Consider the following 25,008-nt stretch of genomic DNA (forward strand, 5'->3'; position numbering starts at 1 on the left):
AGGCTGTCCGGCGCTCGCGGCACCTGGTCATCGGCCGGCCGACGACCAGTGGTGTCAGTTACAGGTGGTGATGCTCAGGCTGCTGTCACCGCAGAGCAGCAGGCTCGCCCGGCTGCCGGTGGCGACGTCGCCCGTGGCCTCTTCCTTCGGGGTCTCCATCGACTGCAGGTCAAGAAGGTTCATGGCAGGTGCCTTTCTTCTATGGGGACGGTGTGCTGGTTACGACTCCGGGAGGAGCCGGTTCATGGGCCGCTTCTTCAGCGGCGGGAGGAACGGCAGTCGCGCGGGTTCGTCCGCGTGGGCGGCGGCGACCGCCAGCAGACAGCCGGCGGTGCCGGTGGCGAGGTCCATGGAGAGCCGCATCATCTGCTCCCCGGGGAAGGCGAGATGCCCCTGGTAGGGCATCGCGTGCCAGGCGAGGGCGCCCATCTGCCGCGCGATGTCGGCCGGTTCGGTGCCAGGGCCCGTCACCGACGTACGGCTGAGGTGGAGCACCATGCCGGCCGCGCCGCGGAAGAGTCCGGGCTGCGCGTAGAAGGTCGCCTGGGCCGCCCTGACGATGTCGCCGCGCGCTCGCGCGAATCGCTCGTCGGCGCGGTGGACGAGATAGTCGTCGAGGACCATCCCGATACCGACGCTGCCCGCGCCCAGGTAGGGCATGGTGCGCCAGCCCTCGTCCACCTGGAGCGTGCCGCCGGCGCTCTGTACGCAGCGGTCCAGGTCGTTGTGGAGCGCCGTGGCCGCGAGATCGAGCAGCGCGGTGTCGCCGGTGCGTTCGTACAGGCGGATGAGGAGGAGCGCCGTGCCCGCGCCGCCGTACAGCAGCCCGGCCCGCCGTGTGCCGTCGGCCGCCGTTCCTGCGGGGGTCAAGTCCATTGCACGGGCGACGAGTTGTGCGCAGCGCATGGCCGCGTCGGCGAGTCCGCTCTCACCGGTCGCCTCGCCGAGAGCGTCGAGCGCGAGTCCCAGTCCGGCGGCGCCGCCGTGCAGATCGGCGGGCAGCTCGTCCCAGGGCTGATTGATCGCCAACTCGGCCAGTTCCAGGGCGCGGTGGGGATGACCGAGCCGGTGCAGGGTCCAACTGAGGCCCGCGAGACCGTCGTAGAAGCCCAGCGGGGTGCCGGACTCGGGCTGCTTGGTCCGCTCCAGCAGCCATTCCTCGGCGCGCGGGCAGGGGTCGGCGCCGCTTTCGGCGAGGGCGTAGAGGACACCGGCCGCGCCGTATCCGAAGGAGAGACCGCCGCCGGTGGTGGCGAACTGGGCGATGTCACCGGGGAAGTAGCGGTCGTCACGTTCGGGGGTCGCGGAGGCGAGGATCGCGCGGACCATGGAGTCGCGGTTGTAGGGCCAGTCGGCGGGGTCGGCCGGAAGATAGGGGCCGGGGGCGGCGGGCGCCGTACCAGTTCTGGAACCGTTATCCGGCTCGCGGCCCGGCTCCCTCATGATCTCCGCCACCGCGTCGTCCAGGAAGCCACGATCGACGGGGAACTCCCGAGCGACCACCTCCGCCAGATGCGCGGCCTTGACCCGATCGATGGCGAAGAGACTGGTCAGCGGTATGAAGAGGGCCAGGCGCAGACAGGCGAGCGCGTAGCGGTCGACGTCGAGACCGCGTCGGCCCCCGGGGGCGACGAACGCCGGATTGGCAACGGTCTGCCGCCCGTTGTCGGCGGCGGGCGCCGCGGCCTCGAAGTCCAGCAGCACGACGGAGGACTCGTCCTCGGAGACCATGATGTTGAACAGGTGCAAGTCGTTGAAGACGATCCCGCGGGCGTGCACCGCCTCGACGGCGCTCTCCACCAGCCCGTACACGCGCAACGCCCACTCGGTGTATTCGGCGAGCCGCTCCGCACCGGGGTCCGCGTCGATCAGGGGATGTCTGCGGGCGAAGAAGGTGTTGAGGGGTCTGCCTTCGACGAACTCCAGCACCAGGAAGTGGTGGCCGCCGAGCTCGAACGTGTCGAGGACCTCCGGCGTACAGGCGAGCCCGGACAGCTGTTCCAGCGCGTACCGCTCCCGGGCCAGCCGGGTCACCGCGTCGGCCCCGTCCACCGCCAGACCGGCGTGCGGCCTGGCCTCCTTGAGCACCACCTTCGCGCCGGTCCTGCTGTCGCGGCCGACGTACACACCACCGCCGTTGGAGAAGTGCAGGGCCTGTTCGACGACGTACGGCGACGCCTCGACGGTCGTCGCGGCGCGCGCCTCTAGATGGGGACGCAGGACCTCGGGCGGCGTGATCCAGTCGGGTATCCGGAAGACGGGGCCGCGCGGATCGGGTACGAGCTTCCCCTCGGCGTTCTCGATCGCGGGGCGCAGCATGCCGTCGGCGTAACAGTCGCGCCGCGTGAAGCTGCCGTAGCGTACGTGGACGGGGCCGGCGTTCCACCGCAGATCGCTCAGGATGTACGGGCCGGGCTCGCCGGCGAGAATCGCGTCGAGTTCCGCGGCTATGCGCCCGAACTGCTCATCGTCCGCCGGGTAGATGGTGATGAATTTCCCGCTGGCGCCTCGGTCGGCGTATTTGGCGTTTCGGGTGTGCAGGAGATATCTGCTCGGCACGAATTTGAACGCGATGCGACGGTCTACGCAGTAGGCCATCGTCCGGTCGAGAATCGACTCGGCGTTGTCCAGGCAGGCGGAGACGTGAATCTTCCAGCCCTGGGGCGGGAGTTCGTGCTCGACCGGCCGGAACGCCAGCCAGTCACCACTGCGATGCCGCCGCCATCCATCGGGCACGGGGCGCCGGGCGGCTTCGTACCACTGCCCCGCGGGTTCGCCAACTGCCGGTCCAGCGGCTGTCGGTCCGCCGACCGGGGAAAGGTGGTGCGGCGAGTCGTAGAATTGCCGGTCTGCGTCGCAGAAAACGGCGTAACCCTTGTTCACACACCCTCCTTCGTCGGCGAGAACGCAAACGTTGCCACGCTGCCGAGGGCGGCTGATAGTCGCGGATGTCACCGACACGATGTGCATTACGCACGAGTAACGAGCGTGTTTCACCGGTTGGGGGTTCCAGGGGCGCGGCGTGGCGGGGAAGATCGCCAGGCTGCGCAGAAGATGGCCTTGCGGGCCGCTTCGCAATGAAACCGTCCGCTGATCTCGATCGATCTCACGAAAGCCCGCAGGGAATTCGAGACCGAGACCGAGACCGAGTTCGTGCGCAGTTCGGGGGACGCCGGCGTAGTGGGTCATGACTACCCCCTGCTGGCGCCCGCTTCGAAGCGCAGGAAGTTCTGCTGCGCGAGCACACTCACGGGTGCTGGGCCCTAGCGCCTCGTAGCGCACGCCGTTCCGGGTCTGGACGGTGATGGTGTCCTCGCGCGGGGAGGACCACCGCGGCGAGGGGCTGGTTGAGTTCCGGCACGAGCAGGATGTCGTTCGTGGTCGAAACGGCGTCGAGAAGCGGACTTTCGTTTTCACCGACGGCACCGAATAGCCTGTGAGGGAACCGGTCGAGGAGAGGTGCTGTAGTTGTCACACACAACCGATTGCTGGTCTTCTCGTCACCGGGTCGCAGCGTGACCCGCGACGAACTCATCGCCATGCTCCGCGAACAGACCCCGGCATGCGGACCCGCACGTGACGCCTTGATCGCCGGGGGTGATTTCGTCGTCTGGGACAGCCTGGTCCCCGCCAACCGGCACGCGGGCGTCTTCCGGGCTCGAATGCGTCACTCCCTGAAGCGTGGCCACACGATCGACGGCCTTGCCGGAAGCGTCGACATCCTCAAGCGGGCCGGGGAAGAGCCGCTTCGTACCGGAAGCATCGACGCGGTGGACAAGTCGTCGGTGTTCACGATCTTCCTGAACTCCACGGCGACAGTCGTGGTGGCCTGCTGCGGCGGACGTCGACCCACCACCATGGAGGCGGCCGACACCCCCGAGTGACAACGGACGAGGCCGAGGCGCTGGTCCATCAGGCCGCGAGGTTGGACGTCACGGTCAACACGCTGGTGCGGGGCAGGTGACCTTGACCGGCCCGGGGTCTGTCAGCCGGTCGACGTTGCCCGGAGACCGAGGGTGTCCTCGTGGAAAGGCGCCTCGTACACCACCGATACGACACAGCCGTACTCGGGCGCCGTATCGACGTAGCGCACGATGTACTCGACCGAACCGTCACGCACGCGAGAACACCGCCCCCGAGCCACCCCTTCGCGGTACGCGGCGAGCCGGGCCGGCTTTCGGCCCCGCAGCCATGCTTCGCGGCCGGGTCCTTCGGTCATGGCGAGCCCGAGCCCGACAGGGAAGCGACAGACCGCGTACACGATGAGATCCCCTTGCCAGACAGTGGCGAAGTGCAGTCGACGGCCGGCCGGAGAGGACGCGGTGCGGTCGTGGAGCCGACCGCAGTGCGGACACGGGCCGTCATCCATGACGACGGCCCCTGGGTCGGCTTCCAACATCTGCCCGAGCAACAGCCGCAGCCCCGCGCGGACCGTGACGAGGCGCTCTCCTTCCGGGCCCGCCATCTCCCCGGTGAGGCGGGCCCGTTCGTCGGGAGCAAGCCATTCGCGCAGGGCTCGACGCTCGTCGGACAGCAGCGTGGACACCAGGAACGTGCGCAGGGCGAGGGAGTCGAGCTCCCCGTCGCACTGCGCGGGGTCGAGACGGAGCGGTGGCGCGGGCAGCGGAGTCCGCTGCGCACCCCAGCCGCCGTCGGGATTTGTCGCAGGCACGATGGGAAATGTCGAAGGCACGGGAGGGAGATTCGGCTCCAAGGGTTCCATCGGATCCGTCGCTCCCTCCACTGCCTCTGCGCATGCTAGTGCTGAGACCGCTATCGCCGGGGCGTTCACGGTGCGGTGGTGAGCGGGCGTCCACCCCAGCGGATGCCTTTCTCCCAGCGGACCGAAGCAGACGAGTCCGTGCTCGCGAGGCGGCGTAGAGGCGTAGCACTACTAGATCGGGCCCGATGCCTCCTCGACACTGCGACCGATGTCGTCCGAATGGCCCGCGACGAGAGCGACTAGCCGCCCTCGGTGGGGAGTTGACGGTTGCGGTAGCGGCCGGGGGTCTCGCCGACGAGGGCGGCGAAAGCCTCGATGAAGCTCGTCGGATTGGCCCAGCCGCAGGCGAGAGCGGTGTCGGTGACGGACTTCCCCGCGGCGAGGCGGGTGAGCGCGTGCTGGACGCGTAGTTGAGTGCGCCACTGGTGAAAGCTCATCCGGAGTTCCTGCCCGAAGAGCCGGCTGAGCGTACGCTCGCTCGCCCCGACGCGCGCGCCCAGCTCGGCGAGAGTCTGCTGATTGGCAGGGTCGGCGTAGAGGATGCCGGTCAGCGCCCGGAGCCTGTCGTCGGCCGGTTCGGGCAGGTGCAGCGGCTGCTCGGGGGCCGCGGTGAGCTCGTCGACGACGACCGCGTGCAGCCGGTCGACCGCTTCCGGCGCCCGCCCGTCGGTGTCCGCCGCCTCGGCCGTGAGGGCGAGCAGAGCTTCGCGGGAGAGTCCGGAGACGGTGAGCACGGCGGGATGCGCGGGCAGCCGGGCGGCGAGGGCGTCGAACAGGAACAGAATCCGCATGTCCGCGTTGCCGTGCGCGGTGTGGTGGTGCTCGAAGGCCGCAGGAGTCCACGCCACCCGGGTCGGCGGAGCGATCCACGTACCCCTGGCGGTGGTCACGGACAGCACGCCGGTGGCCGAATAGACCAGGTGACCGCGGTCGTGGGCATGGGTGGGCAGCCGCTGCCCGTGCGCCAGGACGATACGGCCGCGTTCCGCGAGATCAAGATGGCGGGTTTCCCTCATAGATTGGCATCCTATCGGTGGCCCGCCGTCCCGGCTCCGCCCGAGAGTGGACGGCATGAACAGCCCAGTCACCCACCAGGCCCCAGCGGCCCGCCCGTCAGCGTCCCGGCAGCCGTCCCTTCCCGGGCCGGCCGGGGTGCGCACCGTACAAGCCGCTTTCGCGTTCGGCCTGGCCGCGCTGAACCTGCGCATCGCCGTGGCGTCCCTGTCTCCCGTACTCAAGGAGGTCCAGCGCGACGAACACCTCTCATCGTTCGGCGCCGGAGCCCTCTCGACGGTGCCGGTCGTCTGCTTCGGGGCGTTCGCGTTCCTCGCGCCCCGGCTCACGCGGCGCTTCGGACCCCACCACCTGCTGTGGTACGCGCTGCTCGCACTGACCGGCGGCATTGTGCTGCGCTCGGTACCGGGGGTACTCGCCCTGTTCGGCGGCACCCTGATCGCCGGCGCGGCGATCGCCGTCGGCAATGTCCTCATGCCGCAGCTCATCAAGCATGACTTCGCCGGCCGCGCCGGGCTGATGCTCGGCTGCTACTCCCTGGCCCTGTCCGGCGGAGCCGCGCTCGCCGCGGGCGTGGTCGTCCCGCTGGAGTCGGCCACCGGCTGGGGCTGGCGGCAGGTGCTCGCGCTGTGGGCGATCCCGTCCCTCATCGCCGCCCTCGCCTGGCTTCCCGAACTGCTCGCGCCGGACCGGCGTTCCCCGAACCGCCGGCGACAGGAGCGGGTGAAGCAAGGAGGAGCCGATACCGCCGCACCCGCGCTCAGGGCGCTGTGGCGCGACCGAACCGCCTGGGCGGTGACCCTGTACATGGGGCTGCAGTCCCTCGGCTACTACGCGATCCTCTCCTGGCTGCCGACGCTTCTGCAGGACCACGGCATGAGCGACAGCCAGGCCGGATGGATGCTCTCCTTCTCCAGCTTCCCCGGCATGGCCGCATCCTTCGCGGCGCCCTGGTTGCAGCAGCGTCTGCGCCCGGCCTTCGTCGCGCCCCTGGCGGCTGCCCTGCTGTGCGCCACCGGCTTCGTCGGCCTGCTCATGTCCCCCGTATCGGGGGCCTACCTCTGGATGACCGCCCTAGGACTGGGCCAGGGCCTTGCCATCGGTCTCGCCCTCGGCTACATCGTCGCCCGCTCGCCCGACGCGCACCACACCGGCCGGCTCTCGACGATGGCGCAGGGGGTCGGCTACCTCATCGCCTGCCTGGGCCCGCTAGGTCTCGGCCTGCTGCACTCCGCGAGCGGGGGATGGTCGCTGCCGGTCGCCGTGCTGCTCGCCGTGCTCGTCGCGCAGACTGTCGCGGCCTTCGGCGCGAGCCGGGACCGTCATGTCCTGGCGTCCTCCTGAAGGGCGTAGGCCCGCGAGCTCGACAAGATCCCCAAGGCACGCCCAGCCGGGCCGTCCCTGCGGCGAGCTGGAACCCGAACGCTGCACCGGTTCCGCGCGCGACGGGAGTGCCCAGGCTTCCGATGTCTTCACCCTTCCGCCGTGCACCCAGATCGGCATCACGATGGAACGGATCGGCAATCGGATCCGCTACGACGATGGGCTGCTCGGCTCCGATGGCGATGTCGGCAGCGGGCGTCAAGTTTCTGCTTGAGGCGACTAAGCAAGCCGCCCTGGTTCTGCACCGCGACTACCTTGCCGTCGAAGTGGCTCGCGGCCACGCCAGGGAGCCGGTCCGCGACCTGGTCGCCCCGGACCAGGCGCTGCGGAAGGAAGCGAGTGCCATGCTCGTCGCGGATGGACACGCCGTGGCCGGCCCGGTCACGGTCCTGGTAGCCATGGTGGCGTGCGAAGAGGGCGAGCCTCAGGCTGAACAACGCCGTCTGGCCTTGGAGCTCGCCGTCGATGGCGGCTTCCCTCGCGCGCGGATTGGCCCTGACGCGTCCGGCTCACGCGCTTCTGCTGACGATCTGGACGAGGTACGTTCCCAGGTCGTCGAGCGCGACGCCGCAGAGCTTGCCGAGGTGCTGCGCGAAAAGCTGGTCGCTGAACTCGGCCTGGGACAAGCCGCCTTGTGCTGGATGGGCGTAGGCGGGCCACACCCACGCCTCACGGAGGCCCTCTTCGTACGAGGAAGCAGACGGGCCCTCTGGGGCACTCATCCCCGACAAGCTTGCCAAGGGTATCCACCCCGGACCGCGCCCCCTGCTTTCAAACCCCCAAGTACCGTGGGCTGCTTGACACCCTGCGGATGTGTCTCGATCACGCTGGCGACGCGCGGCGTGCCGCCTTCACCCTGCATGTCCACCGCTCCACTTGAGCAGCTCACTGGGCGTCGGCGACGGCCAACTGACCGCGCGTCTCGGCCTGGAAGGGACGGGGCGGACGTTTAATCAGATGTGCGTGCGGCGCGGGGTTGTTAGGTTCGCCGTGTGCCGAAGCTGAATCAGATCATCGCAGTCGAAAAGGGCGTCAAGTCCAAGGCCCTCCAGGAGCTCACCCAGGCTCACCAGGACGTGCAGAAGCCCGCCCTGCTGGCCGGCATCTCCCGGACCTACCAGCCCAAGGACGAGGAGGGCGAGCAGCTGCCGCCCGAGTCCACGCGGGTGCAGATCAAGGCCGAGGACGCTCTGCGGGCGACCGCCGGGACGCTGACGCGGCTCTTCGACGTGACCGCGACGAAGGACTGGGCGAACCGGTCCGCGGTCGCGGACGTGGTGGTCGACGGTACGGTGCTGTTGTCCCAGGTTCCCGTCCCGTACCTGTTGTTCCTGGAGAAGCAACTCACCGACCTGCACACCTTCGTGCGCAAGCTGCCGGTGCTCGACGCCTCCGAGTCGTGGAACCTGGACCCCTCGACGGACTCGTGGAAGACGGACCCGGTGCGGACAATCCGTACGAAGAAGGTTCCGCGCAACCACGTGAAGGCCGAGGCCACGGAGAAGCACCCGGCGCAGGTCGAGGTGTACTACGAGGACGTCCCGGTCGGTTACTGGACCACGGTGAAGTTCTCCGGCGCGCTGCCCGCCCGGCGGGTCAACGAGCTCCTCGACCGCGTCGAGAAACTCCAGCAGTCCGTCAAGTTCGCCCGCGAGGAGGCGAACAACACCGAGGTCACCGACCAGCGTGTCGGCGACGCGGTATTCGGCTACCTCTTCCGGTAGCCCCCACATTCGCCCTCCGTCGCGAGCGGAGGGTGCGCGATGAGCGCAAGCTGAAACTGATGTTGAAGCTGATCAAGGGGTGTCAGTTGGGGGTTCGAATCCCTCTCCCCGCACCACGTGCGGGGGTGGCCCAAGCCTGGCAGAGGCGGCCCCATGAAACTCAGATTCTCGCTCCAGTCTCAGTATTCGCCGCCGAACACCGGATCGACCGAGCGTGGGCGAACATCGACGAGCTGGGGGTTCAAGTCCCCTCGGCGCCTCTCTCGTGGCGCTGTAGTTCAAAGGCAGAACACGTCGATCTCAACATGACCCGCGGCTCTTAAACGCCGCCGGTGTGCGCAAATGGGTGGCAAGTTGGAGCCCGGGAGCTGGACATGCTCCCGGGCTCCGTCACGTTCCGGCCTGCGGCTTGGGCTGTTGACCGGGAAGGCTCACCGGGTTGAGTGGTCAGGGCGTCCCTGCGAGTCTGCGCCGGAAGCGTCGCCGTGGTGCGAGGCAGTCGACACGAGGTGCGCCTAGAGGACTTCGCCGGCCTGGCCGGATGGTGTCGCTGTCCCGCCCGTCGCCCTGCCCCGCCGCACGAAGAGCTGCCGACCAGCGACCGACGTCAGAGGACTGTGCCCGTGGATGAGGCCGGTCGGCGGCGGCGTGAGAACGTACCGAGGTCAATGGTCTGGCCCGTGTGTTCGTAGGTGTGCGTGAGCCCGCTCCGGTCGTGGTCGTGCCCGCCTTCGACACCGTGGATCAGGGTGGTCGTGAGGCGGCCCACCAGAGGGGCGTGCTGAACTTACTACCGCTGGTGCCTATGGCCACGTAGAGGCCGTCAAGATCGGTTCGGGCGTATACGGGGGTCCGGTCGTCGGTCACGTCGTACACGCCCGCCACACCATGAGGCTTGTTGGGAACGCGCAGGCCGGGCAGGCGGCGAGCCGCCAGCGTCACCTGCGTCCCCGCTACGTGGTGCACCTCCTGGCGCAGCGACCGCAGACCGACGGTGAAGTCTCCTCCCCCACTTCGGCGAGCCGGTTCAGTTGTCCCGACCACGGGCCGGCCGCGTTGACGACCACCCCGGCGGACAGTTCCGTTCCGTCCCCTGAGGCGCGCCCCACGCACCCGTCCCCCGCATACGCACGATCAAGGCGACCGCGTCCTCCGAACAGGTACCGGGGGTCAGGACTTCCTGCAATAGGAGGCCGCGAATCGCGGCAACGGTGACGGTGGCCACATCGCGTGCTTCCTTGGTGTCGAGCCCTTCGCGTTCCGCGATTGAGGACAGCATCACGGTCAGGTCGCCGATCGACTCCACGAACTCACGGAAGTCCTCGGGGCCGTACGCGGCCAGTCCGGCGACGTAGAAGAAGCCGCGGATACGCGACAACCGCTCCGGCCGGGTGTAGGTACGCCAGATCACCTCGACGAAGTCGTCGAAGGTGCCCTGCTGGGCGGCCTCCAGAAGTGCCTCGTTGTCGCGGGATCGCTGCGCGTTGAGCATGGCGGCCAGGACGCCCGAGAGTGATCCGAAGTGGTATCGCAGCAGGGCGTGGCTGGTCTCGATCCGGGCGGCGATCTCGCGGAGCGACATCTCAGGCGGGGGAAGGGCCTCGCCGAACGCGTCGAGAAGCCGTGCCAGGAGTCGCTCGCGCGCGCTGCCCTTGCGTTCCGAGGTTGACAGGATCACTCCCACAGTTTATCCATTGGAAAAGAAAGTTCGGCGGTTCCGTGTTGCTTCGCACATGGTCGCAGTCAGCCCGCAACGCGGAGGATCGACGATCGAACCTGCTCATGCAGTCGGCGCGACGGTCATCGACGGATCGGGGCGCGATCCCGGCGACGTCGACGTCACCATCGAGAACGGCCGAATCACCCGACTCGGTACCTCCAGCGCGCACCGCGAGCGTCTCGATGCCAAGGGATTGACGATGACGCCCGGCCTGATCGGCGCTCATGTCCACCTGGGCCTGTCGAGCCCGATCCAGCCGCACTTCTCGCTTCAGATAAGCGCCGCCGAGATCGCTGCCGGCATCTTCGCCACGACCGGCACGACACTCGACGCCGGCTTCACGACCGTTCGCGACACCGGCGGGGTCGAAGGCGGTACCGTCACCGCGACCGCGAAGGGCAAGGTCAGAGGGCCGCGTGTCCTGTCGTGCGGACCTGTTCAGTGCCAGATCGGCGGGCACGGTCAATACGAGGCCGGCTCCGTGATGGCGGGCAACGCGGACAAGCTGCGGCACAACGTAGCGACTGAACTCAGCCTGCGCGCAGCCCTCGAGACGCCGATGGAAGCTCTCGTAGCGGCGCCGCCTTCCGGCCAGGTGGGTGTCATCACTCCTGGCGCGCAGGCAGACCTCGTTCTTTGGAACGGCAACTCGCTCAAACACCCAGAACTGTTCCCCGACCCCACCAAGGCCGTACTCGTACTCCGGGCCGGCCAGATCGTAAAGGACCTCAGATGAGCACCATGTGGCAGGGCTGCCTCGCCAACACCGACTACTTCGAGATGCGCTCCAGTGGTGGGTACGACTACGGCATCTGGGTCACCACGCCACCGGGCTACGACCCTGCCGCCGCGCAAGCGCCTGTGGTGTACGTGCTCGACGGCAACTGGGCTGTGGGCATGACCGCCCCGCTCATCGTCACCCAACTGGACCCCATGCAGCCGATTCAGCCCTACATCCAGGTCAGCGTGGGTTACGCGGGCGAGGAGGCGGAGCACTGGGAGCGGCTGCGCAACCGAGACCTCGTGCCTCCCGGTGAACCCATCGCCAAGGAGTTCATCGACGCGGTGGAGATGGCGGTCCGACTGGGCGCGAAGACTCGCGAGCAAGCCGACGCCTATCTCGCCGAATTGAACGACAGCCGCGGGGATGTGTTCCTGAACTTCCTTACCGCCGACCTGCATCCGCGGATCGAACGCGACTACGGCACAGCCCCGAGCGGTCACGGCCTCTTCGGCTATTCCTACGGCGGACTCTTCAGTCTCTACGCCTGGCTCACCGGCGACACGTTCTTCGAGAGCATCGGTGCGGGCAGCCCCGGCGTTGTCAGTGCGGACAGTCAGGTCTTCGCTCGACTTGAAGCAATGGGTGACAGCCGGTCCGCCACCAAGCTTCACGTGACCCTCAACGACCGAGAGATCCTCGGAGACGTGGCGATCTACCAGAATCTCGCGAAGAACGCGGCGACGTTCCTCCACCGCCTTCCCTCACGCAGCGAATCCGTCACCAGCGAGGTCATGCACGAAACGCACGTGACCGGGCTGCAGGCATCGTTCCTCAGCTACCTCAGGACCTGCCGTGCCCGGTGAGCCTGAAGGCCGCGGCTCTGCCTGACCGCATCGCTGGGGGGGCAGCGCTCCTGAGCAACGCCGCCGAGCCGTCATGAGACTGCGAGCAAGTTGATTCGCTCGGACTCATGACTGGCGTCGGCGGCTGTGGCCATCCGTCTGACTGAGGTGCGACGGGTGGCCTATGGCTCACGAGTCTTCTTGGCGATCAGTCGTGGGAAATTGCCATATCTGGCGCCTACTTGGGGTCCACCACACCCGCCAGCAGCCTCGCTGTGCCTTCGGGCGCCTCCACCTGGAAGTGGTGGCTGCCGAGGTCGACGAGGACGATGTCGACACGGTTCCCGTAGCGCTCGATCGCTTCCTGATCCGTAAGTTCCCGTATCGCGAAAACCGTGATCGGCTGCTTCGTCTCGATCAGCGCCGCGTCCATGTCCCAGTGAACCAGGCCCACGATGGAATGCAGGCCGGCAGGCTGCCGTACCGCGACCATCTTCTCGAAGTAGGCATCCTTGAGGGCTTCGTCAGTTCCAGCCGGCGAACCTCCCTCGACCAGCCCCCGCACCCCTCCCTCGAAGTCTTGGCGGAAGAGGTTCTCCATCGCCTCGACCTGCTCCGCACTCTGCGCGGGAAACAGGCCCAGGTAGTGCAGCGCGTCGAGGGCGACGATGTGCGACACCTTGTCGGGCAACTGTCGGCCGACTTCGACGGCAACTGCCCCACCAAGAGAGTGCCCGGCAACAATGGCCGTGTCTATCGATTCCGCTTCCAGGACGGCGGCTACGTCGCGACCGAATTCTTCGATCGTCCAGACGTTCCGCGTCGACCGCGACTCGCCGTGCTCGGCGAGGTCAACGGCGATGACTCGAATGTCGTCAGGCAGGTGATCGGCGATCACGTCGAAATCAGTCCGATTGAGGCCCCATCCATGAATGAGCGCCAGCGTCGTTCCCGAGGCGGGGCCACTGACCGTGTACCTGATGGTCGTGTGCTCGTCCCGCTGAACCTCAAGATGCTTCTTCGGCCTGGTCGTCATGATCTTTCCTTGTCATAGGTGGTGAAAAGCCGTATTGGTTGGCGCGTGGATATTGCTGGGCAGCTCAACTGCATGGGGCGATCTCTGTGGTTGCGGCTGAGTGGCGTGCTACGCGTATCTGGTTCAGGCGCAGCGCCAGGGCGGAGAAAGTGATCACCGCGATTGCGAGCGCATAGATTTCCGCTGCCGCCCTCAGTCCGATGCTGGTGACGGCGATTCCTCCGAGTACGGCGGGAACGCTGTTTCCCAGGTAGTTGATGACGTTCGCCAAGGCGAACACCTCGCCGCGCTCATGCGGCTTGGCAACGCGTGCCAAGGTCCCGAAGGTGGCCAGCACCGAGGCGCCGAAGCCGATGCCGGAGATGACGGTGCCGACGGCGGCAAGCCAGGCGAGGCCCTGCACCACCCCGGAGAGCGATATCAGCGTGCCGATCCCGAGCAGTGCGGCCGACGGGGCCAACAGTGTCGAAGCCGGCCTGGAGCGGAGCAGGGTTATGGAGACCGCTCCGGTGCCCGCCAGGAGCGTTACGACGACGCCGCCGATCAAGTGGCTGTGCAGCCCCAGCAACTGGGCGGCGACGGATGGGCCGAGGGAGAGGTACATGCCGCCGAGAGCCCAAGCGGCGATTCCCGCAGGTACGAGCGGCACAAGGTCTGCGCGCAGATAGGCGGGCATCGCGACCCGCGGGCGCAAGGAGGCTACGGCACCCGGGCGGCGCGGTGAGGTCTCGGGGGTCCGCGCGACTACCACCGCCGCCGCGGCCATTCCGGCGAGCAGCAATGCGTAGACCAACCGGGTCGGTGACGGGGCGAGTTCCACGAGCATGCCACTGCCCAGAGCACCGGCCGCGAGTCCGCTCAGCGGCGCGATGGAGGTGACGACCCCCGCCCGTCCGCGCACGGGCTCGAGGTCGACGAGCATGGCGCTCAGAGTCGTTGTCGCGGCCCCGGTCGCTATGCCCTGCAATACGCGGGCGGCGGACAGGACATACACGTTCCCCGCGACCAGAAAGAGGACCAGCGCGACCACTTCCAGTGCGATCGCGGCAGCGAGAACTGGCCGACGGCCGAGATGATCCGACAGCCCTCCTACGGTCAGCAGCGAGGCCAGCATGCCGAGGACATAGAGGGCGAAGACGACGGTCAGTGCCCACGCCTCGAAATGCCACTGCTCCTGATAGATCACATACAGCGGGGACGGCGCGCTGGAAGCGGCCAGAAAGAGGATGAATATTGCGGCTACGGCTGCAAAGACGCCCTTGCCCGGCCTGCGGTGCGAAGCGCCGACGGACGTGTGCTTCGTCTTCGTACCGTCCGGTCCCCCGGCCCTAAGGCCCCCGGCAGTGCGATTCATGGATGTCATGGGATTTTCCCTTCACCTTCCGTCTTCTGCTCTGCTCTCACAGGGCCCGGTGGTACTGATTCGGCCAGGACGAGTGGTCGTCACGGCGGTGGTGGAGGACGAGGTACGGATCGCGCAGCAGCGCCCTCCCCATCAGCACCGCGTCCGCTCGGCCACTCGCTACGACTTCGCCCGCCAGCGACATGTCGGCGATCTGCCCAACAGGGGCGACGGGGAGACCCGACGCCTTCTTGAGCGCGTCGGCGAACTCGATGTGAACTCCGTCGCGAGCCGGCGGGCGGGCCTGCACGTCCCGCAGCAGCACGCCGGAGGTGACATCAAGGAGGTCGATACCGACGGCGGCCAACTCCTTGGCGAAAATTGCCGCTTCGTCGATGGAGATGCCACCTTCGACCCAGTCCGTGGCTGTGATACGGACGAAAACAGGTTTCTCCGCCGGGAACGCCTTTCGAACGGCCTGGGCTACGCGCAGAGGGAAACGCATTCGGTTCTGCAGCGCTCCGCCGTACTCGTCCGTCCGGTGATTGGACAGCGGAGAAAGGAACGCGTGGAGGATGTATCCGTGAGACGCCTGAATCTCGACCACCTGGTATCCCGCGTGCCGCGCCATCGTGGCCGAGTGGGCGAAGTCCGCGACCGTCCGGTCGATGTCGGCGTGGCTCGCTTCCTGCGGAAGGCTCAGATCACCGAAGGGGACTGTCGACGGCGCGATGGTGTCCCAACCGCCGTCACCCACGCGCACGGGGTCGTTCTGACCCAGCCCGTCCCAGGGAAGCTTGTGCGACCCCTTCCGGCCCGCGGCCTGGAGCTGAATGGCAGGCACCGCACCCTGCTCGGAGATGAATGAGGTCAGGCGCCGGTGAGCGGCGGCCTGCTCCTCATTCCAGAGCCCGAGGTCAGCAGCGGTGCATCGGTGGGACGGCCCGACGGCCGTGGCCTCGATCATGATCAGCCCTGCTCCGCCGACTGCTCGCGCCCCGTAGTGCACGAGGTGCCAGTCGGTCGGCTTGCCGTCCGGGGCGGCGGAGTACTGGGCCATCGGAGACATCCACACACGGTTGGCGACCGTGACGTCCCGCAGTTGCAGGGGGCTCATCTCGGGGCCCACGAATGCCGGACTGGACACAGGAGGACTCACTTCCTGAGGCGCAAACCTCGCAGTGATCATTGCGTTAGCGGCTTGAGCCTAACACAAACGCAGCGAACGCTGCGCTACAAAGGCAGTGATCAGTGCAATACTGGTCACATGCCTGCTACGACATCCCCCCAGCGCACCGAAAGTCGGCCCGGCGGCCGCTCTGCCCGGGTCCGGGCGGCCGTCCACCAGGCCGTAAAGGACCTACTCACCGACGAAGCCAGTGAACTGACCATCCCGGTCGTGGCCTCTCGCGCCGGCGTGCACGCCACCACGGTCTACCGCCGCTGGGGCTCCATCGCCGAACTGCTCGCCGACGTCGCCACGAGCCGCTTCTCCGGCGACATCGTCGTACCGGACACCGGGACGCTCCGCGGCGACCTGGAGCGATACGCGTCCGACCTGGCAAAAGACCTCTGCGACCCGGACACCCTCGCTCTGGTGCGAGCCACGATCGGCACAGGTGGGGAACAGGGCGCTGCCGCCTGCCGCGGCGAACGCCAGCAGCAGCTCGAAGCCATCCTTGAACGCGAGCAGGCCAGAGGCCGTGAGCGCCCGACTCTGGAGCGGACCACGGACGCGATACTCGCCCCCCTTTACTACCGGGCCGTCTTCACCAACGAGCCCCTCACCTCCGGGTGGGCGTACGACCTTGTGTCCCACCTGCTGTCGGATGAGAACGGCGCCGACACGGCACCCGACTCCGCGTCGGACAGTCTTCTCGCGGACTGACGGGGCCGGCCGCGACGTCCCCGTGGGTCGCCCCGGTCGACGGGCTGTGCGGTGCCGGTGCCGGCCCCCTCTGTCTACGCCCCGGCCGCCGGCCTGCCTATCGGATCCTCGCGTAGGCACGCAACTGTTCGGCCAGCCGGTCGAGTTCGGCCACCGTCGCGGGCGAGGCGTCGCTGAGTCCGCTGTGTACGGCCGTCGGGCTTCGCAGGAAGCGCCGCAGCGTGGCGACGAGCAGTCCTTCCGGCAGGGTGCGCAACGCGGCAAACCCGCCAGGGACCGGCGGCGTCGGCAGGGCGGCCAGGTTCTGCCGCATGATGCGGAGCATGCCGCGGACCGCGTCCAGATCGTCGGCCAGCGCCACCGGGCCGCCCGCCGCGTGCACCGCCTGCCCGAGCGGGACCTCGAACGCGGCGTGCGTCTTGAGCCAGGCATCCATCTTCGGCTCGGCCTTGGCGTTGATCCCGGCGGTGCGGAACTCCCGGACGATTCGTTCCAGTCGCGGGGTGGTCCCGCCGTCGGGTTCGCCGATCGGCGTCGCAACCCGGCGGGTTATGAAGTTGGGCGCGCGGTAGCGGACCACATCGCCCTCCATGGTGCCGCCGGCTGTGCCGAAGCCGAGCAGCACCCGCTCGTGGCCGATCACCGCGCCCAGCGGTTCCGCGCCGGCCGCCCAGTTGAGCAGGAACAGCACGTCGCCTTCGAGACCGGCGAGTGACTCCAGCACCGCGTCCACCTGATGGGTGCGGACGAAGACCGCGGTCAGGTCGTATCCGCCTGCCGGGTGCTCGACCACCGGCACCGGCACCCGCCTGACGTCCGGGCTGCCTGCCTCGGCGAGCTGCACGCCGTGCCGACGCAAGGAGGCCAGGCGCTCGCCCCGGGCGAGGAGCGAGACGTCGTGCCCGGTCTCATGCAGGCGGGCGGAGAACAGGCTGCCGAGAACCCCGGCGCCGTATACGAGCAGTTTCATGACAACCCTTTTCGCCCATTCGGTTCATTCATACGTTCGTTTCAATCGAACGTCTGTAGTGTACGCAGGCATGGCGCAACCTGACACCCGCACCCAGATCCTCGACGCGGCCGAGCACCTCTTCGCCGAGCGCGGTTACCGTGGCACCTCGGTTCGCGCGGTCACCGACCTCGCCGGAGCGAACCTGGCCGCCGTCGGATACCACTTCGGCTCGAAGGCGGAACTCCTGGCCGCGGTCGCCCGCCGCGTGATCGAGCCCATCAACGCCGCGCAGTGCGCCGGGCTCGACCGACTGCTCGCCCGGACCCCCGACCCGTCGGTCACCGAACTGGTGGAGGCATTCGCGGGGCCGCTGTTCGACGGGACGCGGGCCGGCGACGAGGGCGGCGCCCGGACGTCCCGGCTGATCGTGACGATCCTCAGCGACCCGGCCGAGGAGGCGCGCAGCTGGACCGGCCCGGACGAGGACACGGTCCGTGAGCGCTACCTGGCGGCCTTCGCGCGCGCACTGCCCGGCCTTTCCCCGGAGGAGCTGCGGTTCCGGATGCGGGGAATCCTCGCCGTGACAGCCATCGACCGCGTCGAGGTCTACCAGCAGCCCTCCCCCGCCTGCCTGACTCCGGTGGCGGGCGAGTCGACCCGGCACTGGGCGATCACGTTCCTGACGGCAGCGATGAGCGCACCACCGACCCGGACCTGACGACGCGGGAGCGCCGCGGGCGCCCGGCGATATCAGCGGGCAGCCGCGCGGAGTTCGTCGCGGACCAGCCGGGAAGTTGGTCGCGCGGGCCTGCCCTGTCAAGGTCAGCGCCTGCCATCGTCGGGTGCGAGCAACCTGGCAACTTCAGAAGAGCAACTGACCTGGCCGGATGTCGGTCAGGGCGGCGAAAGCAGCGTGCCGCCTTCGGTGACCGAAGGCGGCACGCTGCTTGATGAGTGGGGTCAGGGTCGGCGGCGCCGACCGGGGGTCAGTGGCGTCCGACGGAGGGGATCGTGAACGACGCCGGACCGGGCGGCAGTTGCACCGTGTACTGGCGGAGGTAGGTGTCCAGGAACGGTGAGCGGGCGCCGGCCGTGGGGCGGTCGTCGGCCGGGGAGTCCAGGGCCAGTTCGATCCGCGCGTTCTTGACCTTGATCGTCTCGCCGGAGGGGGTGTCGCGCCATGAACCGGTCTGGATGGAGCCGATCTCCACCGCCAGGACGTGCCCGGAGATCAGGGTCCAGTCGGTCGACTTGAGATCGACGGTCAGCTTGCCGGAGTCCAGCAGGGAGACCTGCTCGTCGAACATGACGGCGGTGCCGTCCGGCGCGACGTCGTACAGCTTGACCATGACGTTGCCCGTGCCCTTGGCGGTCAGGGAGACCTGCGGGGTGCCGGTGACACGTACGGCCCGGTTGACCGGCTTGGACCACACGAAGAAGCTGGACGTGATCTCACCGGCCGTCCGGCGCTTCGCCTGCCCCTTCGCCAGGCCCTTCGGGGCGGCCGGGTCGAGCGCGGGGGCGTTCTCCATGTCCCAGTCGCCGGAAGGCTGTTCGCGGGGCTGAGGCGTCGCCTCGCCCGACGGGACCAGGCCTACACGTGCGGAGGCGCCGCCGTCGTCCACGTACGAGCCGTCGCCCAGCGGGAGGGTGGCGGACCGTTCCACGACGGGCCACGTCTTCTGGGCACGCCAGGTGCCGGTGGAGTCCTGGACCGAGTAGGCCGGGTAGTCGACCTTTGGTTTGACGCCCTTGAGGTAGTGGTCGTAGAAGGAGAGTGTCTCCTCGTACCAACCCTCGCGTCCCATGGCCAGGCGTCCGTCGCTGGTGTGGTCACCGCCGCGCACGTGGTCCCACTGGCCGAGCCATCCGCGCTCGGGGCCCTTGTGATTGGCGAGGTACTCCTGCATCTCCTCGGGCTTGGTGTTGTTCTCGATGAAGCCCTGCGTGACGAAGAGCGGGGTGTCGGTGCCCTTGGCCATCCTGGCCAGGTCGCGGGAGGTCCAGTGCTTGTCCCGCTGGTCGGCTATTCGGTATCCGGCCGAGTTCTCGGTGAGGCACTCCGGGTGGGTCTCCTCCCACCGGGAGTTGGCCAGATAGCGCGGGTCGTCGTCCGCCATCTGGTCAACGGTGGCTATGGAGTTGTAGGCGTTGGCGGTGCCGGTGACGTTCGGGCGGGGCACTCCGTTGGAGTAGATGTACTGGTACATGTCCCACACCGGCTCCTGGGCGACGACGGCCTTGAGCGCCCGCTGGTCCAGGTTGTTGCCGATGAGGCCGGTGACGGCGTCGTACGACTTGCCGTACATGCCGACCGCACCGGTCGACCATGGCTGCTTGGCCGCCCAGTCGATGGCGGCCTTGACGTCGGCCTGCTCGCCCGGCCCGCCCCAGTCGAGGCAGCCGGTGGAGCCGCCGAAGCCGCGCAGGTCCACCATGACGAAGGCGTACCCCTCGTCGAACAGGTCCGTGCCCTCGATGAAGTCCTGGAAGCGGTTCGAGGGACCGGTGTGGGTCCAGTCCTCGGGGCCGGTCTGCCCCGAGTGGCCGAAGTACGGGCCGATCGACAGGATGACGGGCACGCGCTTCTTTTTCTTCGCCAGCGCCTCGGGGAACAGGACGTCTGCGTGCAGTTCGGTGCCGGAGTTGTCGGAGGACGGGAAGTAGCTCTGCGTCCAGACGGAGCCCTCGGGGACGCGGTCGTTCTCCGCGTGCGTGACGGGGTCGGTCGCGGTGGCGACCGTACCCGCCCGATCCTGCGCCGCGGCCACGGGGCCGGTGAGCGTACCGGTCAACGCGAGAGCTGCGACGAGTGATGAGGCGGCCCAGGCGGTCGCGCGACGTCTTTTCACATGCGTCTCCCAGAGTTGTGGGTGCGGAGCGGTGCGGGTGTCACAGTCGGGCGATGGCTCTGACCTGCGGTGGAGTGGGCGACGGCAACTCCCCTGCGGTCGCGGGGGGTTACGTCATGGACATGGCCGGGACTGACGGCGAGGCAGCTTACGATCATCGGTAAATCACGTCAACGGGGCGGCGCATTCGCGCGGAGGGCGGCAGGACTCGCAGACGTGGCTGTCGATCTCGGCCACCAGATTCGCAGCCGCCGCGCGCACGGCGGCGTCCTCGTCACAGGCCAGCAAGTCCGCCGTACTCCTGCCGTTGAGCACGGCTCGGTGAGCCGCGCGCTGCACCGCGATCTGTGGAGGATTGCCGTGTTCGAGGATCGCCTGTAGCAACAGGACCACGCCGGACCGGCTGTTGACGGAATCGGTCACCGCGAGACCCCAGAGAAACGGCACCGCCTCGACAGTCGCGTCGAAGACAGCCAGCTCACCGAGCCACAGACCGAGATCGCTCAACGCCGAAGCACTCGTCCGCGCGTCACCGAAAGCCACCCGTGAGAGCCGGCCCGGAACGTCGCCCGCCGATCCGTACGCATGCGTCAGATCGTGCCAACGCACGCGGCTCATGCCCTTGAGTACCGTCCCCACCACGCCCCCCAGCGCACTTCGCGGACCACGTCGACCCGGTACGCCGCCACTCGGCGCGCCCGACGACATGTCGGCAGTTTGCCCTTTGAGTCGGGCGATCCGCATCGAGGAAATTGTGGAGTACATCGACAGGTTGGGGCCGCTCGCATCCGACCCGCCGCAAGACGGGAGCCGCCGGGTCGGCGTAGCGAAACATGCCTTATGGCGATTCAAGAGGTAATTTCGGGTGCCGCCGTGACCGTCGTGAGTGAGTCTGGAGAGACCGGGACCGATGCCAGCACTGCTCCAACGCCTCCGACAGCGGCTCACCGCCCGGGACCACGGTCTGCTCGTACTGCGTCGCGCGGGGCGGACCGCGATCGTGATGCCCGGTACGTTCGCCCTCTGCGACCAGGTGATCGGCAATCCGGAGATGGCGCTCTTCGCCGCGTTCGGGTCCTTCGCCATGCTGATGCTCGTGGGCTTCGGCGGTCCGATGCGTCAGCGGATGCAAGCTCAGGCCTCCCTGGCCGTCGTCAGCTCGCTGTTCGTATGCCTGGGGACCCTGGCCTCGCGGGCCGCTTGGCTGGCGTGCCTCGCCATGGCCGTGCTCGGTTTCGGCGTGCTGCTCGCCGGCGCGGTCAGTTCGGTGCTGGCGGGGGCGAGCACCTCGCTGCTGCTCTCGTTCATCCTGCCGGTCTCGCTGCCGGGGACGGCCTCGGATGTGCCGGATCGGCTGGCGGGGTGGGGGCTGGCAGCGGTTGTCGGGCTGTTCGCGATCCGGTTGCTGTGGCCCGAGCCCGCCGCCGATCCGTTGCGGGGAAAGGCAGTTGGCGCCTGTCGTGCGCTGGCCGCCCGGCTGCGCTCCGAGGACGAGGCATCGTCGCCCGACCACCAGCAGATCGTACGTAACGCCCACCGGGCGTTGGACGAGTTGCAGCGGCAGTTCCTGACCACGCCCTATCGGCCGACCGGGCTGAGCGCGTCGGATCGCGCCGTGGTCCGGCTGGTCGACGAGCTGAACTGGGCGAGAAGGGTCATCGTGCATTCCCTGCCGATCCCCGACGACTCCCCCAACCTGGCCGCCCGCCGCGCGAGGATCGCGGCGGCGAACGTACTCGGACACGGTGCGGATCTCCTCGCGGCGCCGCGTACGAGCCCGGACGCGCTGTACACCGCGTCGGCCGAGCTGCGCGCCGCCCTGTTCGCGCTGGAGTGCGACGCCGCCGACGTACTGGCGCCGCTGTCCGGCCGGGGGCCCGGGAACGGCACCGGAGCGAGCACCGTATCGACGGACGAGACGGACGAGCCGGCCGACCGGCAGGTGACCGAGGTCATCGACGCCCTGGAGCCGAGCTTCCGCGCCCATGAACTGGCCTTCGTCGTCGGCGCGATCGGCGACAACATCGACGCCGCCGCCCGCGCCGAGCGCCGCACCTGGCTGCAGCGACTCCTCGGCAGACAGGCCACCGGGCTGCCGGGGACGTTGTCCGCGGCGCAGGAGCGGGTGTCCGCGCACGTGGATCCGCACTCGGTGTGGCTGCACAACAGCGTGCGCGGCGCCGTAGGGCTGGCACTGGCCGTACTGGTGGCGAATCTGACCGATGTCCAGCATGCCTTCTGGGTCGTGGTCGGCGCGTTGTCGGTACTGCGCTCGAACGCGCTCAGCACCGGGCAGAACGCACTGCGCGCGGTGCTCGGCACCTTGGCCGGCTTCGCGATCGGGGCGCTCCTGCTGCTGCCGATCGGCAGTGACACCACGCCGCTGTGGTTCCTGCTCCCCGTGACGATCCTGGTGGCCGGGGTCGCGCCGGCCGTGATCTCCTTCGCCGCAGGGCAGGCCGCCTTCACCTTGGAGCTTGTCATCCTGTTCAACATCCTCCAGCCGACAGGCTGGCGGGTCGGGCTCGTACGGATCGAGGACGTCGCCATCGGCTGTGGGGTCAGCCTGGTGGTGGGCCTGCTGTTCTGGCCGCGCGGGGCCGGCGCCGCGCTGAACACGGCCCTGTCCCAGGCGTACACCGCCAGCTCCCGCTATCTGGCAGCCGCCGTGGAGTTCGGCATGCGGCGCCCCGGCTCCCGCCCGGCCTCGACGGCGGTCGAGGCGAAGCGGCAAGCGGTGCGTGCGGCGTCGGCCGCGCGCCGGATGGACGACGCGTTCCGCCAGTATCTGACCGAGCGCGGCGCCAAGACGACACCGCTGGCCGAATTCGCGATGCTCATCGGCGGAGTGATCGGGCTACGGCTCGCGGCCGACACGGTGCTGGACCTCTGGGAACGCGACGGCGACCAGGCCTTCGGCGAGGGGAGCGCGGCTCGCCCCACACAGCTCCCGCACGCACAGCTCCGGCACACGCTGCTTCGTCGTACGTGGCAAGTCACGGACTGGTACGACGACTTCGCCAGGAGCCTCGACGGCGAACGACCGGTGCCGCGTTCGCTGGACCTGGACGCGGACGCCGACCGCGCACTGGTCCGCGCGCTGCGCGAGGACCTGCGGGACAAGCACGGGATCGCCTCGGCGACGGCGGTGCGCGTCATCTGGACCGGCGACCATCTCAGCGCGCTGCGCCGGAATCAGCCGACGCTCGTCCATCCTGTTCTCGCGACTGGGCTCGCACACGGTGAACGGGCCCCGGACTGACGGACATTGATGCGGATGGCGGGCGCGTTCACACGTCGCGGTGCCGCACGACGACCGTGGCGAGTACGACCGCGATCAGCGGCCAGATCGCGTACACGGCCCACGAGCCCGGGACGGTGGCGCTGTACGCGAGGAATGAGGATCCGGTGCTCAGTTCTGGACCAGGCGCTTCCATGCCGTGACCGGCGGCATCGCGTGGTTTACGGCGGCGGGCCAGCGGGCGCACTGCGAGAAGATCGGCGGCAGCGTCAACAAGGTGAAAGCACTGGTGACCTGGCCTGCGTCGATGAGGGCACCGACGTGCCGCAGGCCGCGTGGGTGGGTGGGTGCGGAAGGGGACGCCGCTGACGGTGGCGGTGCCCGCCGGTGGGCGCGTCCAGGCCGAGGTTCAGACGCAGGGTGGTGGTCTTGCCCGCTCCGTTGGGGCGGAGGAAACCGGTGACCTGACCCGGTCACACGCTGAAGGGCAGCCGGTCGACGGCGGTCCTGCCGCCGCAGCGCTTGGTGAGTTCGTCGACCTCGATCACAGGGTCAACCCTGCGGGGATGGCCCCGTCCGGTCATGTGACCGTGGGTGGCAATCGTGCGGGCGCCTTCGCCGTGGGCGTACGTCCGCGGCCCGATTCCGCGGGGGCGGCGGCTGGAAAGTCTCGCGGGATGGATGCCATCTCGACCACCTCGTTCCTCGTACGCGTCGGGCGTCGTGATCGCCCTCCTGGCGACGGCGGCGGCGTGCATGGGTGGGCTGTTGAGCCGCCAGCGCCGCGAGCACGCGGTGGCGCTGCGGTCACAGGAGGTGGCCGAGGCCGTGATCGCCGAACGGCTGCGGATCACACGGGAGTTGCACGACATGGTCGCGCACAGCATCGGCATCATCGCCATCCAGGCCGGGGCGGCGAGCCAGGTCATCCGGACCCGGCCCACGGCGGACGCGGGGATGCGGGTGGATGTGCGCCGCAGTGGAGGAGCGGGCGCTGCCGGCCGACGTCGACCTGTCCGCCGCCTTCCGTATCGTTCAGGACGCGCTGACCAACGTGGTATGCCGCGACTTCAGCGCCGGGCCGCGTCCCGAGGGCGGTTTCCGGGTGACGGCCCGGCTGCCTCTGCCCGAACCCGCCGGAGTTCCGGTGGAAGCACGATGACCGACGGTCCCGTACGTGTCGTACTCGCCGACGACCAGCCACTGGTGCGGTCCGGCCTGCGCCTGGTGATGGCCGGTCCGATCACCCCGACCTGGAGGTGGTCGGCGAAGCCGCAATCAGCCCCGACGTCGTGGTGATGGACATCCGGATGCCCGGCATACGGCGCGCTGCGGGCCGGAGCTAGCGGCTTCGTGGTCAAGGACATGGCGCTGAACGACATCCTCGCGGCGATGCGTTGCTCGCGCCGGGGATCACGCGCCGGCTGATCGCCGACTTTGCCGGGCGGCCTCCGCAGCACTCCCTGCGGCCGGTCGCGGGCATCACCGAGCGGGACCGGGGCCAACTCGTGATCACCCCGTACGAGACGGGGCTTGTCCCGCTGCCCGGCTCACCTCCTGCGACCAG

The 25,008-nt window shown here is 68.7% G+C and carries 23 protein-coding genes and 2 pseudogenes; 11 read left to right on the forward strand and 14 right to left on the reverse strand.

Annotation, left to right across the window (positions count from 1 at the left end; genetic code table 11):
• Positions 1 to 54: 54 nt before the first annotated feature.
• Together ramS and lanKC are read right to left on the reverse strand one after the other, a co-directional pair.
• Entirely contained in the window at positions 55 to 183 is a 129-nt protein-coding gene (gene ramS, locus BHU15_RS14005; RefSeq protein ID WP_023536623.1) for a mycelium formation morphogenetic lantipeptide SapB, read from the reverse strand.
• A gap of 36 nt (positions 184 to 219) precedes the next feature.
• Complete coding sequence (gene lanKC / locus BHU15_RS14010; RefSeq protein WP_069627487.1) at positions 220 to 2,883, reverse strand: class III lanthionine synthetase LanKC; 2,664 nt, start codon at positions 2,881 to 2,883, stop codon at positions 220 to 222.
• Between the two features lie 632 nt (positions 2,884 to 3,515).
• Between lanKC and BHU15_RS14015 the strand changes: the two genes are divergently transcribed.
• Positions 3,516 to 3,884, forward strand: coding sequence for a hypothetical protein (locus tag BHU15_RS14015; RefSeq protein ID WP_069627526.1), 369 nt, complete (start codon positions 3,516 to 3,518; stop codon positions 3,882 to 3,884).
• 101 nt (positions 3,885 to 3,985) lie between these two features.
• On the opposite strand, the gene BHU15_RS14020 is transcribed toward BHU15_RS14015, so the two are convergent.
• Complete coding sequence (locus tag BHU15_RS14020) at positions 3,986 to 4,672, reverse strand: hypothetical protein (protein WP_069627488.1); 687 nt, start codon at positions 4,670 to 4,672, stop codon at positions 3,986 to 3,988.
• Positions 4,673 to 4,962: 290 nt separating this feature from the next.
• On the reverse strand, positions 4,963 to 5,739 hold the full coding sequence (locus BHU15_RS14025) for an AraC family transcriptional regulator (RefSeq protein WP_069627489.1): 777 nt from the start codon (positions 5,737 to 5,739) through the stop codon (positions 4,963 to 4,965).
• A 55-nt stretch (positions 5,740 to 5,794) separates the two neighbouring features.
• On the opposite strand from BHU15_RS14025, the gene BHU15_RS14030 reads away from it, so the two are divergent.
• The gene (locus BHU15_RS14030) at positions 5,795 to 7,081 is read left to right on the forward strand and encodes a CynX/NimT family MFS transporter (RefSeq protein ID WP_069627490.1); all 1,287 of its coding nucleotides are present in this window, start codon (positions 5,795 to 5,797) and stop codon (positions 7,079 to 7,081) included.
• Positions 7,082 to 7,629: 548 nt separating this feature from the next.
• On the opposite strand, the gene BHU15_RS14035 is transcribed toward BHU15_RS14030, so the two are convergent.
• Entirely contained in the window at positions 7,630 to 7,842 is a 213-nt protein-coding gene (locus BHU15_RS14035) for a hypothetical protein (RefSeq protein WP_069627491.1), read from the reverse strand.
• On the opposite strand from BHU15_RS14035, the gene BHU15_RS42140 reads away from it, so the two are divergent.
• Both BHU15_RS42140 and BHU15_RS14040 read left to right on the forward strand, forming a co-directional pair.
• Positions 7,755 to 8,000: a helix-turn-helix domain-containing protein gene (locus BHU15_RS42140; RefSeq protein WP_366448291.1), complete on the forward strand. Its 246-nt coding sequence runs from the start codon at positions 7,755 to 7,757 to the stop codon at positions 7,998 to 8,000. The genes BHU15_RS14035 and BHU15_RS42140 overlap by 88 nt on opposite strands.
• A 112-nt stretch (positions 8,001 to 8,112) precedes the next feature.
• Positions 8,113 to 8,844 carry a DUF7873 family protein gene (locus BHU15_RS14040; protein WP_069627492.1) on the forward strand — a complete coding sequence of 244 codons (732 nt, stop codon included), beginning with the start codon at positions 8,113 to 8,115 and terminating at the stop codon, positions 8,842 to 8,844.
• Between the two features lie 1,027 nt (positions 8,845 to 9,871).
• Here the strand turns inward: BHU15_RS14040 and BHU15_RS14045 are convergent.
• Complete coding sequence (locus BHU15_RS14045) at positions 9,872 to 10,522, reverse strand: TetR/AcrR family transcriptional regulator (protein ID WP_255293102.1); 651 nt, start codon at positions 10,520 to 10,522, stop codon at positions 9,872 to 9,874.
• Positions 10,523 to 10,577: 55 nt separating this feature from the next.
• Here BHU15_RS14045 and BHU15_RS14050 point away from each other — a divergent pair, with 55 nt between their 5' ends.
• Together BHU15_RS14050 and BHU15_RS14055 are read left to right on the forward strand one after the other, a co-directional pair.
• Entirely contained in the window at positions 10,578 to 11,300 is a 723-nt protein-coding gene (locus tag BHU15_RS14050) for an amidohydrolase family protein (protein ID WP_069627493.1), read from the forward strand.
• Positions 11,297 to 12,151, forward strand: coding sequence for an alpha/beta hydrolase (locus tag BHU15_RS14055; protein ID WP_069627494.1), 855 nt, complete (start codon positions 11,297 to 11,299; stop codon positions 12,149 to 12,151). Before BHU15_RS14050 ends, BHU15_RS14055 begins: the two co-directional genes overlap by 4 nt.
• A 217-nt stretch (positions 12,152 to 12,368) precedes the next feature.
• On the opposite strand, the gene BHU15_RS14060 is transcribed toward BHU15_RS14055, so the two are convergent.
• The 3 genes from BHU15_RS14060 to BHU15_RS14070 form a co-directional block, all read right to left on the reverse strand.
• Positions 12,369 to 13,166, reverse strand: coding sequence for an alpha/beta fold hydrolase (locus BHU15_RS14060; protein ID WP_069627495.1), 798 nt, complete (start codon positions 13,164 to 13,166; stop codon positions 12,369 to 12,371).
• Between the two features lie 64 nt (positions 13,167 to 13,230).
• Complete coding sequence (locus BHU15_RS14065; protein WP_255293103.1) at positions 13,231 to 14,529, reverse strand: MFS transporter; 1,299 nt, start codon at positions 14,527 to 14,529, stop codon at positions 13,231 to 13,233.
• A 37-nt stretch (positions 14,530 to 14,566) separates the two neighbouring features.
• Positions 14,567 to 15,655: an NADH:flavin oxidoreductase/NADH oxidase gene (locus BHU15_RS14070; RefSeq protein ID WP_255293104.1), complete on the reverse strand. Its 1,089-nt coding sequence runs from the start codon at positions 15,653 to 15,655 to the stop codon at positions 14,567 to 14,569.
• Between the two features lie 252 nt (positions 15,656 to 15,907).
• Here BHU15_RS14070 and BHU15_RS14075 point away from each other — a divergent pair, with 252 nt between their 5' ends.
• A complete protein-coding gene (locus BHU15_RS14075; RefSeq protein WP_255293105.1) occupies positions 15,908 to 16,396 on the forward strand; it encodes a TetR-like C-terminal domain-containing protein in 489 nt (162 codons plus the stop codon).
• A gap of 97 nt (positions 16,397 to 16,493) precedes the next feature.
• On the opposite strand, the gene BHU15_RS14080 is transcribed toward BHU15_RS14075, so the two are convergent.
• The gene (locus tag BHU15_RS14080) at positions 16,494 to 17,366 is read right to left on the reverse strand and encodes a ketopantoate reductase family protein (protein ID WP_069627497.1); all 873 of its coding nucleotides are present in this window, start codon (positions 17,364 to 17,366) and stop codon (positions 16,494 to 16,496) included.
• Between the two features lie 70 nt (positions 17,367 to 17,436).
• Between BHU15_RS14080 and BHU15_RS14085 the strand changes: the two genes are divergently transcribed.
• Positions 17,437 to 18,066 (forward strand): TetR/AcrR family transcriptional regulator, encoded by a 630-nt coding sequence (locus tag BHU15_RS14085; protein ID WP_069627498.1) that lies wholly within the window; start codon positions 17,437 to 17,439, stop codon positions 18,064 to 18,066.
• Positions 18,067 to 18,334: 268 nt separating this feature from the next.
• On the opposite strand, the gene BHU15_RS14090 is transcribed toward BHU15_RS14085, so the two are convergent.
• Both BHU15_RS14090 and BHU15_RS14095 read right to left on the reverse strand, forming a co-directional pair.
• A complete protein-coding gene (locus BHU15_RS14090; protein ID WP_069627499.1) occupies positions 18,335 to 20,200 on the reverse strand; it encodes a CocE/NonD family hydrolase in 1,866 nt (621 codons plus the stop codon).
• 165 nt (positions 20,201 to 20,365) lie between these two features.
• Positions 20,366 to 20,944: a hypothetical protein gene (locus BHU15_RS14095; RefSeq protein WP_348538505.1), complete on the reverse strand. Its 579-nt coding sequence runs from the start codon at positions 20,942 to 20,944 to the stop codon at positions 20,366 to 20,368.
• A 166-nt stretch (positions 20,945 to 21,110) separates the two neighbouring features.
• Here BHU15_RS14095 and BHU15_RS14100 point away from each other — a divergent pair, with 166 nt between their 5' ends.
• Entirely contained in the window at positions 21,111 to 23,462 is a 2,352-nt protein-coding gene (locus BHU15_RS14100; RefSeq protein ID WP_069627500.1) for an FUSC family protein, read from the forward strand.
• Positions 23,463 to 23,490: 28 nt separating this feature from the next.
• Here the strand turns inward: BHU15_RS14100 and BHU15_RS40115 are convergent, their stop codons facing one another.
• Positions 23,491 to 23,637 carry a hypothetical protein gene (locus BHU15_RS40115; protein WP_167756185.1) on the reverse strand — a complete coding sequence of 49 codons (147 nt, stop codon included), beginning with the start codon at positions 23,635 to 23,637 and terminating at the stop codon, positions 23,491 to 23,493.
• A 184-nt stretch (positions 23,638 to 23,821) separates the two neighbouring features.
• Positions 23,822 to 23,989: pseudogene (locus BHU15_RS40845) on the reverse strand (ATP-binding cassette domain-containing protein); the annotation flags it as partial.
• A gap of 419 nt (positions 23,990 to 24,408) precedes the next feature.
• On the opposite strand from BHU15_RS40845, the gene BHU15_RS42265 reads away from it, so the two are divergent.
• Positions 24,409 to 24,603, forward strand: a complete 195-nt coding sequence (locus BHU15_RS42265) for a hypothetical protein (protein ID WP_435897029.1) — start codon at positions 24,409 to 24,411, stop codon at positions 24,601 to 24,603.
• Positions 24,600 to 24,955, forward strand: a pseudogene (locus BHU15_RS38245) (response regulator); the annotation flags it as partial. The gene BHU15_RS42265 and the pseudogene BHU15_RS38245, both read left to right, overlap by 4 nt.
• Between the last annotated feature and the right edge of the window lie 53 nt (positions 24,956 to 25,008).

It is taken from the genome of Streptomyces niveus (assembly GCF_001723055.1).
Lineage (GTDB): Bacteria > Actinomycetota > Actinomycetes > Streptomycetales > Streptomycetaceae > Streptomyces > Streptomyces niveus.